The organism is Pseudomonas sp. FW300-N1A1, assembly GCF_058789115.1.
In genome coordinates, this window is record NZ_JBYTBK010000031.1 from 25742 (window position 1) to 39223 (window position 13482).

Here is a 13482-nt window from a genome sequence, read left to right on the forward strand (position 1 = left end):
ATAAGAATAATCAGGGAGCAATACCATGTTACGTACACCTTCAAGCCTGCTCTTGAGCGGCACACTGTTCGCGGCCACCCAGGCCATGGCCGGGGACTTGCTGCTGTGGCAGACCAACAGCCTGAGCTACCTGTACGGCAAGAATTTTGCGATCAATCCCTCGATCCAGCAGACGGTGACGTTCGAGCACGCCGACCGCTGGAAGTACGGCGACACCTTTCTGTTCGTCGACAAGATTTTCTACAACGGCCAGCAAGACCCCAACAAAGGTCCCCACAGCTTTTACGGCGAGTTCAGCCCACGCCTGTCCGCGGGCAAGATCTTCGATCAGAAACTGCAATACGGCCCGATCAAGGATGTGCTGCTGGCCATGACCTATGAATACGGCGAAGGCGAAAGCGAGGCCTACCTGATCGGTCCCGGCTTCGATCTCGCCGTGCCTGGCTTCAACTACGTCACGCTGAACTTTTACCGCCGCCAGACCGAAGGCCCACGCCCTGGCGACGGTGTCTGGCAGATTACGCCGACCTGGTCCTACACCATCCCTGTTGGCCGCTCCAACGTCCTGATCGACGGCTACCTCGATTGGGTGGTGGACAACGACCAGAACTCGCGCGGCACGTACCACGCCAACCTGCACCTCAATCCGCAGATCAAGTACGACCTGGGCAAGGCGCTGAGCGGCCGCGAGAAACAACTCTATGTCGGTGCCGAGTACAGCTACTGGAAAGACAAGTACGGCGTCGAGCACAGCTCGAACCTGGACACCAACCAAAACACCGCCAGCCTGCTGGTCAAGGTGCACTTCTAGAATGGCCCGCAACGATGCCCCAGGTCTGTTTCCGGTGCTCCGTTGCGGGGCGCTTGAGCCATGGCGCGGGAGCCAGTATTCTCCGCGGCCGTCTGAATCTGGTCTAAAAAAAAGCCCGGATCTAAATCCTGACCAGAAAGCCAACTTATCCCGGCTCTGGACGGTCACGAGGCAGAGTCAACTAAAAGCCGAATGGACGCTTGACCGACTGTTTTCGAACAGGCGGGCAGGCGTTCTTTTGCTTTTTAAAAGCCTTGGCCCAGCGTTTGCCGGGTGCTCTGAAGCTGACCGATTGGATGATTTTTGCAATACCGAGAAAAGGCGCCACACCAGAGCGCCGTCTGACAAAAAAAACGTGGAACCACCTACTTTGGGAGCAACCGAATGAAACGTATGTGCGCTAGCCTGATGCTCGCGGGATCCTTGCTGGCAGGGGGCCAGGCAATGGCCGAAGATCTGCTGCTGTGGCAGAACAACAGCCTCAGTTATCTCTACGGCAAAGACTTTCAAGTCAATCCGCGTATCCAGCAGACCGTGACGTTCGAGCACGCCGATGCCTGGAAGTACGGCGACAACTTCTTCTTCATCGACAAGATTTTCTACAACGGTAAAGAGGATGCCTTCGCGGGTGAGAACAGCCACTACGGCGAACTCCAGCCGCGCCTGTCGTTCGGCAAGATCTTCGACCAGAAATTTGAATTCGGCCCGATCAAGGACGTCCTGCTGGCCATGACCTATGAGTTTGGCGAAGACGACACCGAGTCCTACCTGATTGGTCCAGGCTTCGACCTGGCGATTCCGGGCTTTGACTACTTCCAGCTGAACTTCTACAACCGCCACACCGAAGGGGGCCGCCCGGGTGATGATGTCTGGCAGGTCACTCCGGTCTGGTCCTACACCATTCCAGTGGGCAGCTCTGACGTACTGATCGACGGCTTCATGGACTGGGTAGTCGACAACGACGTGAACGACAAAGGCGAATACCACGCCAACCTGCACTTCAACCCACAGATCAAGTACGACCTGGGCAAGGCGCTGCATTTTGGCGAGAAGCAACTGTACGTGGGTGTCGAATACGATTACTGGAAAAACAAGTACGGTATCGAAGACAGCCAAGGCTTCAAGACCGACCAGAGCGTGACCAGCTTCCTGGTGAAAGTGCACTTCTGATCCGGTTCAACCCGATCGAGTCTCCGGCCGCCCCCTGCACGAGCGCATCGAGTGCAAGGGGCCATGCCGGCGGTGATGGATCATTCCCCTGCGCTGCGCGGGAATGATCTACATCTAAAAAACTGATTAAACCATCAAAAAATTCGCAACCATTGATCGATATGACTGGCATAGCATGGTGCCATTCCATTCTTTCAAGGGAGTGCACCCATGACTTCATTTCGTACAGTTCTCAGCCTGCACGCCGGCCAACCCGCCTCTGATGGTGCCGGGGTCAAACTCACTCGCGTCTTCGGTGGCCCGGGGGTCGAGCGCTTCGATCCGTTTCTGATGCTTGATGAATTCGGCTCGGAAAATCCCGACGACTATATCGCGGGCTTCCCACCTCACCCGCACCGTGGTTTCGAAACCGTGACCTATATGCTCGAAGGCCGGATGCGCCATGAAGACCACCTGGGCAACGTCGGTTTGCTGCAAAGCGGTGGCGTGCAATGGATGACGGCGGCCAAAGGCATCATCCACAGCGAAATGCCGGAGCAGGAACAAGGCGTGATGCGTGGCTTCCAGCTGTGGCTGAACCTGCCGGGCAAGCACAAACTCGACCCGGCCGGTTATCGCGACATTGCACCGGCCGAACTGCCACGCGTGAAAACCGCGCAAGGTGTCGAGGTGCTGGTGATCGCCGGCCTGTTCGAAGAGGGTGTGGTCAAACAGGCTGGCGCGGTACAACGGCCAGACACTGAACCCCACTACCTCGACTTGCACCTGCCAGCGGGCAGCCACATCACGCCAGAACTGCCGGACGGGCATCGGACGCTGCTGTATGTCTACGAAGGCAGCATCGAATTGCCGGGCCATCCGCACAGTGTGGGCGCCGGTAAACTGGTCCGTTTGTCGGATAAAGGAACCGTTCACCTGAGCAGCCAGTCGGGAGCCCGCGTGCTGTTGATGGCTGGCAAGCCACTGGGTGAGCCGATCGTGCAGTACGGGCCATTCGTGATGAACACCCGGGACGAGATCGAACAGGCGCTCCGGGACTTTCGTGATGACCGGCTGACCGCCTGAGGTGCTCCACGCCTGCAACCAAGCCATCGCGAGCCAGCTAGCGATGGCCGCGCACGGTACTCAAGCCGGGATGGCAGGCTCCTGCAACCGCAAAAACCGGCACAACTCATCGCGCTTGGCCAAGGCATCGCGCCGGCCAAGCTCGATCAGTTCACTGCAATATCCGGATTCGAACAGCAAATAGCTCAACACCCCGGCACCGCTGGTCCTGGTCGCACCCGGCCCGCGCAGGAACAGGCGCAACGCCGCCGGCAGCTCCTGGCGGTGACGCGCGGCGATCTCGTCGATCGGCTGGCTCGGCGCAATCACCAGCACCTCCACGGGCGCCACCCCCAGCTTGCGGGCCGAACTGCCCGGGGGCATCACATGGCTGAACTGGTTCAAGCGCTGCAGCAACTCGATGTCGCTCTCCAGGCTGTCAATGAATGTACTGTTGAGCATGTGCCCGCCGATCTGCGCCAGTGACGGCTGCTGTCCGCTGTAGGTACGTTGTAAGGGGTTATCCGGGTCGACACCGCGCGGATTGCCGCTGACCCCCACCACCAGCACCCTGTTGGCGCCCAGGTGCAATGCCGGGCTGATGGGGGCCGACTGCCGCACGGCCCCGTCGCCGAAATACTCGTTTTCGATTTTCACCGGGGCAAACAACAACGGGATCGCCGAGCTGGCGAGCAAATGATCAACGGTCAATTGCGTCGGCACGCCGATGCGCCGATGGCGCAGCCAGGCATCGATGCTTCGGCCCCCCTGATAGAAGGTCACGGCCTGCGCGGACTCGTAGCCGAACGCGGTCAATGCCACGGCGTGCAATTGCTTTTGGGCGATGGCCTGGTTAATCCCGGACAGATCCAGTTTGTCGTTGAGCAGTTCCCGCAGCGGTGAACTGTCGAGCAGCGCCACCGGGACCTTGGCGCCGATCCCCAGCAAACTGTGAATGACAAAGCGACTGGCCTGGCGGATCACCCCTGGCCAGTCGCTGCGCAGTACCTGTCGGCTGCGAAAGCCTTGCCAGAATGCGGTCAGGCGCTCGACCGCCGCGGTAAAGTCCGTCGCCCCGCTGGCCAGGCTCACCGCATTGATGGCCCCGGCCGACGTGCCGACGATCACCGGAAACGGGTTGGCAGCCCCGGGGGGCAGCAATTCGGCAATGGCCGCCAGCACCCCCACCTGATATGCCGCACGAGCCCCACCGCCGGAAAGAATCAGTCCTGTAACCGGCTCAGCTGAACTCATCGCAACACTCCATGGTGCCTGGGGGCTTCAATCCAGCGGGGTTGGCTCAACCACGCTTGTCGTACAGTTTCGGCTCGCCTGGCGGGCGGCTCTTGAAGCGTCGGTGAGCCCAGAGATACTGCTCCGGGCACGCACTGACGGCGCGTTCGATCCACTGGTTGATGCGGATGCAATCCACTTCGTCGCTTTCCCCGGGGAAATCGTTGAACGGCGCATGGATCACCAGTCGGTAACCACTGCCATCGGCCAGACGCTCCTGGGTAAACGGCACCACCAATGCCTTGCCCAGCTTGGCGAACTTGCTGGTGGCCGGAACCGTGGCCGCCATGATCCCGAACAAGGGCACGAAGATACTCTGCTTGGCGCCGTAATCCTGGTCCGGTGCATACCAGATCGCCCTGCCCGAGCGCAGCAACTTGAACATGCCACGCACGTCTTCGCGCTCGATGGCCAACGAATCGAGGTTGTGCCGCTCGCGGCCCCGGCGCTGGATGAAATCGAACAGCGGGTTTTTATGTTCGCGGTACATGCCGTCGATGGTGTGTTGCTGGCCGAGCAAGGCCGCACCGACTTCCAGGGTGGTGAAGTGCAGGGCCATCAGGATCACGCCCTTGCCTTCGCGCTGAGCCTGCTTGAGGTGCTCCAGGCCCTCGATGTGGGACAGGCGCGCCAGACGCTCGCGCGGCCACCACCAGCTCATGGCCATTTCAAAGAAGGCGATGCCGGTAGAGGCGAAGTTTTCCTTGAGCAACCGCTTGCGTTCGGCAGGTGTTTTTTCCGGAAAACACAACTCAAGGTTGCGCTTGGCAATGCGGCGGCGGTCGCTGGCGACCCGATACATGCCGGCACCGAGCACGCGACCGATGCGCAGCAGCCACAGATACGGCAATTGAACGACCAGCCACAGCAGCCCTAGACCGCACCATAGCGGCCAAAAACGTGGCGAAAGAAATGCAGCTCGAAATTGCGGGCGATCCATTAACGATTCCGGAAAGACAATGGCCGCGCATTCTACAACGGTTCGACCCGGCTTGCGGCCTGCGGGCGTTCTCGTTATAAGTCTCGGCACTTTTAGTGACAAGCCGTTTTATGCCGACCATGAGCCAAATCGACCCGCTAGACCAAGATCCCGTGTTCCAGTTGAAGGGCAGCATGCTCGCCATTACGGTGCTGGAACTGGCCCGTAACGACCTGGAAAACCTCGACCGTCAACTGGCGGCGAAGGTTGCTCTGGCCCCCAATTTCTTCAGCAATGCCCCGCTGGTGCTGGCCCTGGACAAGCTCCCGGCCAGCGAAGGCGCCGTGGACCTGCCCGCGCTGATGCGTGTTTGTCGCCAGCATGGCCTGCGCACACTGGCCATCCGCGCCAGCCGCATCGAAGACATTGCGGCGGCGATTGCGGTCGACCTGCCAGTCTTGCCACCGTCCGGCGCCCGTGAACGGCCGCTCGACCCGCTGGAAGGCGAAATCAGGAAAAAACCGGAAAAACCGCCGGAGCCCACGGTAAAACCGACGCGAATCATCACTTCGCCAGTACGGGGTGGCCAGCAGATTTACGCCCAGGGTGGCGATTTGGTAGTGGTTTCCTCGGTCAGCCCGGGGGCGGAACTTCTCGCCGATGGCAACATCCATGTATACGGCCCGATGCGCGGTCGTGCGCTGGCCGGTGTAAAAGGTGACACCAAGGCACGGATTTTCTGTCAGCAAATGAGCGCTGAACTGCTGTCCATCGCCGGCCATTACAAGGTTTCCGAGGACCTGCGCCGTGATCCGCTATGGGGCACTGGCGTACAAGTCAGCCTGTCGGGCGACGTGTTGAACATCATTCGGCTTTAACGGATACTGCCGCATTTTCCAAGCATCTCTAAAACGTAGTGAAAACGGCTCAAACGAAGTAGGGAAAAGGCACAAGGCTGTGTTTACCGGAGGTAAACCCCGCCCCAGGCCGGATTCCAGCCAAGGCTGTCCGACTGCAGTAGTTTTCAAGAGATGTTTTTCGGGGCTAAACGTCCTTTTTCCTTAGGGGTAAAACACCTTGGCCAAGATTCTCGTGGTTACATCCGGCAAGGGTGGTGTGGGTAAAACCACCACCAGCGCCGCTATCGGTACCGGCCTCGCTCTGCGTGGTCACAAAACAGTCATCGTCGACTTCGACGTCGGCCTGCGTAACCTCGACCTGATCATGGGTTGCGAGCGTCGCGTGGTGTATGACTTCGTCAACGTGGTCAACGGCGAAGCCAACCTGCAGCAGGCCCTGATCAAGGACAAGCGCCTTGAGAACCTCTACGTCCTGGCCGCCAGCCAGACCCGCGACAAAGACGCGCTGACCGTCGAAGGCGTGGAAAAAGTCCTGATGCAACTCAAGGAAGATTTCGAGTTCGTGGTCTGCGACTCCCCGGCCGGTATCGAGAAAGGTGCCCACCTGGCCATGTACTTCGCCGATGAAGCGATCGTCGTGACCAACCCGGAAGTGTCCTCGGTACGTGACTCCGACCGCATGCTGGGCCTGCTGGCCAGCAAGTCCCGTCGCGCCGAAAGAGGCGAAGACCCGATCAAGGAACACCTGCTGATCACCCGTTACCATCCAGAGCGCGTGAGCAAGGGCGAAATGCTCGGCGTCGAAGACGTCAAGGACATCCTCTCGGTGACCTTGCTCGGCGTGATCCCTGAATCCCAGGCGGTGCTCAAGGCATCCAACCAGGGTGTTCCGGTGATCCTCGATGACCAGAGCGATGCTGGCCAGGCCTACAGCGATACCGTTGATCGCCTGTTGGGTAAAGACCGCGAACACCGGTTCCTTGATGTCGAGAAGAAGGGATTCTTCGAGCGCCTGTTTGGAGGTAGATAATGAACCTTTTTGACTTCTTTCGTGCCAACAAAAAAGTAAACACCGCATCGGTAGCGAAAGAGCGTCTACAGATCATCGTGGCGCACGAACGCGGCCAACGCAGCTCCCCTGATTACTTGCCAGCCCTACAGAAGGAGTTGGTCGAGGTGATCCGCAAGTACGTCAATATCGGGTCCGATGATGTGCATGTCGCACTGGAAAACCAGGGCAGCTGCTCGATTCTGGAACTCAATATCACCCTGCCAGATCGCTGAGTCGATCCGGCTGGAGCCACGGCGGCTCAGGCCCTTTCCGAACAGGAAAGGGCCTGAGCCGCCGTTGGCGTTTGTTACGAGGCTGTTTTAATGCCGCTGTCGAATATCCGCATCATCCATCAGGACGCCGCCGTATTGGTGGTGGACAAGCCTACGCTGCTGCTCTCGGTGCCCGGTCGCGCCGATGACAACAAGGACTGCCTGATCACCCGCCTGCAAGAAAACGGCTACCCGGAAGCCCGAATTGTCCATCGACTGGATTGGGAAACGTCAGGGATCATCCTGCTGGCACGCGACCCGGATACCCATCGCGAACTGTCTCGGCAGTTTCATGACCGTGAAACCGAAAAAGCCTACACCGCACTGTGCTGGGGCCAACCGGAACTGGACAGTGGCAGCATCGATTTGCCACTGCGCTATGACCCGCCGACCAAGCCACGGCATGTGGTGGATCATGAGTTCGGCAAACATGCGCTGACCTTCTGGCGCGTGCTGGAGCGCTGCGGCGACTGGTGCCGCGTGGAGCTGACGCCCATCACCGGCCGTTCGCACCAGTTGCGGGTACACATGCTGTCCATCGGTCATCCGCTGCTGGGCGACGGGCTCTATGCCCACCCTCAGGCCCTGGCGGCCTGGCCGCGGTTATGCCTGCATGCCAGCATGCTCAGCTTTACCCACCCGCAAAGTGGCGAACGCCTGCGCTTTGAGTGCCCGGCACCGTTTTAAGTGCCTGACCTTGCTCGTGTAACCCATCGACACCTGAAGGACCCCGGACCGATGACGCTTAACTCACTCCCATTGTCGACACCCCTCGAGAAAGCCCCGCAACAGCTGCTTTATCTCGTCTACGGCGACAAAGACGTGTACCGGCGCGAAGCCAAGTTCAGCATGCTCACCGCCCTGTCCCAACTCAAACGGGGCGAGTCACTGTGCATCAGGGTCATGACCGATCGCCCGCAGGACTATGCGGGCTGGCCGGTCGACACCATCGCCTTGAGCGAGCAGACCCTCACCGCCTGGCAGGGTGAAAACGGTTATCACCACCGACGCAAGGCCTGCGCCATCGCCGAAGGGCTGAAACTGGCGCAAAAGACCCTGTTCGTCGACACCGACACCCTGTTTCTGGAAAACCCCCATCGCCTCTTCGAGCGGATCGGGCCAGGACAGTATGTGATGGACCGCTTTGAGTACGACTGGAGCTACGTGTGCGAGCGCCCGGACTATGTGAAGCTGGGCCAGTGCCTGCTCGCCCATGGCATCTGCGCGCAAAACAGCTTCAAGCTATACAACAGCGGCCTGTGTGGCGTTACCGACGCCGATACCCCGCTGCTTGAAACGACCGTCCAGCTCATCGACGAATGGACCCGGGACTCGTTCGATATCCATACGATCGAGCAGATTGCCCTGTCATTCGCGATGCGCGGCAAGCCGGTTCAAGAAGCGAAGAAGTTCATTTATCACTACTTCGCCGAGAAACGCTTTTTCCATGCCATGCAAAAGCACTTCTTCACCCGACATGGCGAAGCGTTTCGCCCCGAACTCCCGGTGCTCTGCACCGAAGTGCCACGCTGCAAACCCTTTCCCTCGCCCTGGCAGCGCCTGCGGATCAAATGGAAGTTGCGCAACACGCGTGGCGGCGTGAAAAAAGTCGGCCGCGACCTGCTGTATGGCAGCGCAGCTCCCGATCACCCGTACTACGAAGTCTGTCGGCATGAGTGGTGGGAATCCGCCTCCCGGGAGATTCTGCGCTGGGACGAAAGCACGCAGAAAAAATTCTTCGGGAACGGAAAAGGTCGCTGGCCAAAACACTTGCCCAAGCCTGCAAAGTCGGCCGATGAACAGACCATCATTGCCTATCTGCGCAAGCGTTTGACACATTGATCCCCTGTCGCGAGTCCGTTGCCGTGCCCCCAAAGCACTTGCCCAAAGCCTTGGGCCAATACGTTAAACTCGCGACACTGCTGTCTGGAGCTACTTATGCGCGAAGAGTTGAACCAAGGCCTGATCGACTTCCTCAAGGCCTCCCCTACCCCGTTCCATGCTACTGCCAGCCTTGTCCAGCGTCTGGAAGCGGCGGGCTATCAGCGCCTCGATGAGCGCGAGCCCTGGACCACCGAAGCCAACGGTCGTTACTACGTGACCCGCAACGACTCCTCGATCGTTGCCATCAAGATGGGCCGCAACTCCCCACTGTACGACGGCATACGCATGGTCGGCGCCCATACCGACAGCCCCTGCCTGCGGGTCAAGCCGCAACCTGAATTGCAACGCCAGGGATTCTGGCAGTTGGGCGTCGAAGTCTACGGTGGCGCGCTGCTCGCCCCGTGGTTTGACCGCGACCTGTCGCTGGCCGGCCGTGTGACCTTCCGCCGTGACGGCAAGGTCGAAAGCCAGCTGATTGACTTCAAGACACCGATTGCCACCATTCCCAACCTGGCCATCCACCTCAACCGTGATGCCAACCTGGGCTGGGCCATCAATGCACAGACCGAACTGCCGCCGATCCTCGCGCAGTTTGCCGGTGACGAGCGCGTGGACTTTCGCGCGGTGCTCACCAATCAGCTCGCCCTGGAGCACGGCCTGAACGCCGACGTGGTGCTCGACTACGAGCTGAGCTTCTACGACACCCAGAGCGCTGCCGTGATCGGCCTGCATGGTGACTTCATTGCCGGCGCGCGCCTGGACAACCTGCTGTCGTGCTACGCCGGCCTGCAAGCATTGCTCAATGCCGAGACCGACGAAACCTGCGTGTTTGTCGCCAACGACCACGAAGAAGTCGGCTCCTGCTCGGCCTGCGGTGCCGACGGCCCGATGCTGGAGCAGACCCTGCGGCGCCTGTTGCCTGAAGGCGAAGAGTTCGTACGCACCATTCAGAAATCCCTGCTGATTTCGGCCGACAATGCCCATGGCGTACACCCCAACTACGCCGACAAGCACGACGCCAACCACGGTCCGAAACTCAACGCCGGTCCCGTGATCAAGGTCAACAGCAACCAGCGCTACGCCACCAACAGCGAAACCGCTGGGTTCTTCCGCCACCTGTGCATGGCCGAAGAAGTCCCGGTGCAGAGCTTTGTGGTCCGCAGCGACATGGGCTGCGGCTCGACCATCGGCCCGATCACCGCCAGCCACCTGGGTGTGCGCACCGTGGATATCGGCCTGCCGACCTTCGCCATGCACTCGATCCGTGAACTGTGCGGCAGCCATGACCTGATCCACCTGGTGAAAGTGCTCAGCGCGTTCTACGCCTCTCGCCAATTGCCTTGAGCCTGGGGGTGGCGAGGGACCGTGTTCCCTCGCCCCATCCGGCACCCGGGCTACTTGAGCCATCAGTGACAAACATCAATCTGTCCCGCACGAAAGCCACCTAAACTCAAACCTGTACATTTCTAAGGCCATCGCCATGATCTCGATGTCTCTGTTCAACGCCCTGCTCATCCCTATCCTGACGGGCATGATCCTGCTGGCCATCGGCTTCAATTTTCGCGACAAAAACGCCGGCGTGTTTGCAATGTGGGTCGGAATGCTGACCATCCTCGCCACCGTCGTGATCAAGATCCTCGCCAAACTCAACGAATAAAAGCGCACTGCGCTCGCATTGGTATTGCCCCCCTCGTACACTCGGTCAACCTGTACCTATCGAGGTTGACCGCCCCCGTGTTCGCTCGCCTGCTTGCCCTGCCATCCGCTCTGTTGATTTGCCTGCTGATGTGGCTGCCCATGGCACCCGCCCATGCGGTCGGCTTGCCGGGCCTGCTCGGCGGCTCAGCCAAGGCCCAGCCCGAGGCCACGGAACCATTGGGGCAATCGCTGGACGAGGTGATCAAGTCGCTGGAAAACGATCAGCAACGGACCCGGCTGCTGGCTGACCTGAAGAAGTTGCGCGACGCCACCAAACAAGCCCAGCCGCCCGTCGAAGATGGGGTGCTCGGCCTGATCGGCAGTACCCTGGGTAACCTCGAAAAACAGTTTTACGGCGACGCCAGTCCACTCGCACGTTGGTCCGCCGAGTTCGACCTGGCCAAGGAAGAATTCAACGCGTTGCTACTGCCCGCCAGTGAATGGCTGCCCATCGTCTTTGCCTTCGCCCTGATCCTGATGCTCTGGAGCCTGCTGGCGGCCGCATTGATCTGGCTCAGCCATCGTTTACGCACGCGCTTCGGCCTGACCGAAGAATTACCGCAACACCCCAAGACCTGGGACCTGCTGCGGTTCGCCCTGCGCAAACTCGGCCCCTGGCTGATCGCCCTGCTAATCACCGTGTACATGAGCTATGCGCTACCGTCGTCGCTGGGGAAATACCTGGCCATGGTGCTGGCCTATGCGCTGGTGGTCGGCACCTGCTTCTCGGCTGTCTGCGTCATCGCATTTTCCCTGCTCGACGGCCCGCACCGCCACCGCGCCCTGTACATCCTGCGGCATCAGGCTTTCCGCCCACTGTGGCTGATCGGCAGCTTTGCCGCCTTCGGCGAAGCCCTGAACGACCCGCGACTGGTCACCAGCCTCGGCGTCCACCTGGCCCACAGCACCGCGACCGTGGCCAATGTGCTGGCCGCCTTGTTCACCGGCCTGTTCATCCTGCGTTTTCGCCGGCCCATCGCCCACCTGATCCGCAACCAGCCACTGTCCAGGCGCCTGACCCGCCGGGCATTGAGCGACACCATCGATATTCTCGGGACCTTCTGGTACTTGCCTGCATTGGTACTGGTGGGGGTCTCGCTGTTTGCCACCTTCCTGTCAGCCGGCGATACCAGCACAGCGTTGCGCCAATCACTGATCTGCACCGTGCTGCTGGTGGTGTGCATGGTCGTCAACGGCCTGGTCCACCGCCAGGCACTCAAGCCACAACGCGGCGCCAAGCGCCATGCCCTGTATTCGGAGCGCCTCAAGAATTTCTGCTACACCCTGGTGCACCTGATAGTGTGGCTGGCGTTCATCGAACTCGGCCTGCGGGTCTGGGGCCTGTCACTGATCCGCTTCACCGAAGGCGAAGGCCACGATGTCAGCGTCAAACTGTTCAGCCTGGCCGGCACCCTGATCTTCGCCTGGCTGATCTGGATCCTCAGCGACACCGCCGTGCACCACGCCCTCACCCGCTCGCGCAAGGGCCTGGCCAACGCCCGCGCCCAGACCATGATGCCGCTGATCCGCAACGTGCTGTTCGTGGCGATCTTCATCGTTGCGCTGATCGTGGCCCTGGCCAATATGGGCATGAACGTCACGCCACTGCTGGCCGGTGCCGGCGTGATCGGCCTGGCCATCGGTTTCGGTGCGCAGTCGTTGGTGGCCGACCTGATCACCGGGTTGTTCATCATCATCGAAGACTCCCTGGCCATCGACGACTACGTCGACGTCGGCGGCCACCTGGGTACCGTCGAAGGCCTGACCATCCGCACCGTGCGCCTGCGGGACATCGATGGCATCGTCCATACCATCCCGTTCAGCGAAATCAAAAGCATCAAGAACTACTCACGGGAATTCGGCTACGCCATCTTCCGCGTGGCCGTGCCCTCCAATATGGAAATCGACGACGCCATCAAACTGATGCGCGAAGTCGGCCAGAAAATACGCACCGACCCCCTGCAACGACGCAACATCTGGTCGCCCCTGGAAATCCAGGGCGTGGAAAGCTTCGAATCCGGCAACGCCATCCTCCGCGCCCGATTCAAAACCGCACCGATCAAGCAGTGGGAGGTGTCGCGAGCCTTCAACCTGTCCCTCAAACGCCACCTCGACGAAGCCGGGCTGGACCTGGCAACACCGAGGATGAACATTCAAGTGATGACCGCCGGTGGCGGGCAAGAGAAGGAGTAAGCCTTACAAGCGGACGCGAAGCGTTCAGGGCCGCATTCCCACCAGCCACAAACAACCAAAGCGGGCTGCTCCGCAGCCCAGCGGGAGCAAGCTCCCTCGCCACGGCATGGTCAGATCCTCGGAATCGACCAGTGCCAGTTAAAGACTGTTACCTATGTGCTTGAACTGTTTTGTTACCTATGTGGGTGAGTCATACCGAAGCGTTTTTTTGCTTACTTTTTTTAGGCGCTTGTAAAAAAAGTGAGTCGCCGTCAGGCGAAACCATAAGTCGCCATGACCGCAGCAAC

General features: G+C 60.1%; 13 protein-coding genes. 11 read left to right on the plus strand and 2 right to left on the minus strand.

The genetic code is table 11. The annotated features are described in order from the left end of the window. The first annotated feature begins 25 nt into the window (after nucleotides 1-25). The 3 genes from AC3WQN_RS19255 (at nucleotide 26) to AC3WQN_RS19265 (ending at nucleotide 3046) form a co-directional block, all read left to right on the plus strand. On the plus strand, nucleotides 26-811 hold the full coding sequence (locus AC3WQN_RS19255) for an outer membrane protein OmpK (RefSeq protein ID WP_103400765.1): 786 nt from the start codon (nucleotides 26-28) through the stop codon (nucleotides 809-811). Between the two features lie 384 nt (nucleotides 812-1195). After that, complete coding sequence (locus AC3WQN_RS19260) at nucleotides 1196-1981, plus strand: outer membrane protein OmpK (protein WP_103400764.1); 786 nt, start codon at nucleotides 1196-1198, stop codon at nucleotides 1979-1981. A gap of 210 nt (nucleotides 1982-2191) precedes the next feature. Then, a complete protein-coding gene (locus AC3WQN_RS19265) occupies nucleotides 2192-3046 on the plus strand; it encodes a pirin family protein (RefSeq protein WP_103400763.1) in 855 nt (284 codons plus the stop codon). Nucleotides 3047-3106: 60 nt separating this feature from the next. On the opposite strand, the gene AC3WQN_RS19270 is transcribed toward AC3WQN_RS19265, so the two are convergent. Further along, on the minus strand, nucleotides 3107-4279 hold the full coding sequence (locus AC3WQN_RS19270; RefSeq protein WP_103400762.1) for a patatin-like phospholipase family protein: 1173 nt from the start codon (nucleotides 4277-4279) through the stop codon (nucleotides 3107-3109). Nucleotides 4280-4325: 46 nt separating this feature from the next. Next, nucleotides 4326-5258, minus strand: a complete 933-nt coding sequence (locus tag AC3WQN_RS19275; protein ID WP_103400761.1) for a lipid A biosynthesis lauroyl acyltransferase — start codon at nucleotides 5256-5258, stop codon at nucleotides 4326-4328. 119 nt (nucleotides 5259-5377) lie between these two features. Between AC3WQN_RS19275 and minC the strand changes: the two genes are divergently transcribed. The 8 genes from minC (at nucleotide 5378) to AC3WQN_RS19315 (ending at nucleotide 13195) form a co-directional block, all read left to right on the plus strand. Continuing rightward, nucleotides 5378-6115, plus strand: a complete 738-nt coding sequence (gene minC / locus AC3WQN_RS19280; protein WP_103400781.1) for a septum site-determining protein MinC — start codon at nucleotides 5378-5380, stop codon at nucleotides 6113-6115. A gap of 199 nt (nucleotides 6116-6314) precedes the next feature. Beyond that, entirely contained in the window at nucleotides 6315-7127 is an 813-nt protein-coding gene (gene minD / locus AC3WQN_RS19285) for a septum site-determining protein MinD (RefSeq protein ID WP_095143987.1), read from the plus strand. After that, the gene (gene minE, locus AC3WQN_RS19290; RefSeq protein ID WP_095078363.1) at nucleotides 7127-7381 is read left to right on the plus strand and encodes a cell division topological specificity factor MinE; all 255 of its coding nucleotides are present in this window, start codon (nucleotides 7127-7129) and stop codon (nucleotides 7379-7381) included. Before minD ends, minE begins: the two co-directional genes overlap by 1 nt. Nucleotides 7382-7471: 90 nt before the next feature. Then, nucleotides 7472-8107 carry an RluA family pseudouridine synthase gene (locus tag AC3WQN_RS19295; protein ID WP_007940846.1) on the plus strand — a complete coding sequence of 212 codons (636 nt, stop codon included), beginning with the start codon at nucleotides 7472-7474 and terminating at the stop codon, nucleotides 8105-8107. A gap of 51 nt (nucleotides 8108-8158) precedes the next feature. Next, entirely contained in the window at nucleotides 8159-9262 is a 1104-nt protein-coding gene (locus AC3WQN_RS19300) for a hypothetical protein (RefSeq protein ID WP_103400760.1), read from the plus strand. 96 nt (nucleotides 9263-9358) lie between these two features. Continuing rightward, complete coding sequence (locus AC3WQN_RS19305; protein WP_095143990.1) at nucleotides 9359-10648, plus strand: M18 family aminopeptidase; 1290 nt, start codon at nucleotides 9359-9361, stop codon at nucleotides 10646-10648. 136 nt (nucleotides 10649-10784) lie between these two features. Then, complete coding sequence (locus AC3WQN_RS19310; protein WP_178081912.1) at nucleotides 10785-10961, plus strand: hypothetical protein; 177 nt, start codon at nucleotides 10785-10787, stop codon at nucleotides 10959-10961. Between the two features lie 77 nt (nucleotides 10962-11038). Further along, nucleotides 11039-13195 carry a mechanosensitive ion channel family protein gene (locus tag AC3WQN_RS19315; RefSeq protein WP_103400759.1) on the plus strand — a complete coding sequence of 719 codons (2157 nt, stop codon included), beginning with the start codon at nucleotides 11039-11041 and terminating at the stop codon, nucleotides 13193-13195. The last annotated feature ends 287 nt before the right edge of the window (nucleotides 13196-13482 follow it).

Coding starts and splice junctions, on each gene's coding strand:
- AC3WQN_RS19260 (WP_103400764.1), top strand. CDS start 1,196: ATGAAACGTATGTGCGCTAGCCTGATGCTCGCGGGATCCTTGCTGGCA.
- AC3WQN_RS19265 (WP_103400763.1), top strand. CDS start 2,192: ATGACTTCATTTCGTACAGTTCTCAGCCTGCACGCCGGCCAACCCGCC.
- AC3WQN_RS19270 (WP_103400762.1), bottom strand. CDS start 4,279: ATGAGTTCAGCTGAGCCGGTTACAGGACTGATTCTTTCCGGCGGTGGG.
- AC3WQN_RS19305 (WP_095143990.1), top strand. CDS start 9,359: ATGCGCGAAGAGTTGAACCAAGGCCTGATCGACTTCCTCAAGGCCTCC.
- AC3WQN_RS19295 (WP_007940846.1), top strand. CDS start 7,472: ATGCCGCTGTCGAATATCCGCATCATCCATCAGGACGCCGCCGTATTG.
- AC3WQN_RS19255 (WP_103400765.1), top strand. CDS start 26: ATGTTACGTACACCTTCAAGCCTGCTCTTGAGCGGCACACTGTTCGCG.
- minC (WP_103400781.1), top strand. CDS start 5,378: ATGAGCCAAATCGACCCGCTAGACCAAGATCCCGTGTTCCAGTTGAAG.
- minE (WP_095078363.1), top strand. CDS start 7,127: ATGAACCTTTTTGACTTCTTTCGTGCCAACAAAAAAGTAAACACCGCA.
- AC3WQN_RS19310 (WP_178081912.1), top strand. CDS start 10,785: ATGATCTCGATGTCTCTGTTCAACGCCCTGCTCATCCCTATCCTGACG.
- AC3WQN_RS19300 (WP_103400760.1), top strand. CDS start 8,159: ATGACGCTTAACTCACTCCCATTGTCGACACCCCTCGAGAAAGCCCCG.
- AC3WQN_RS19275 (WP_103400761.1), bottom strand. CDS start 5,258: ATGGATCGCCCGCAATTTCGAGCTGCATTTCTTTCGCCACGTTTTTGG.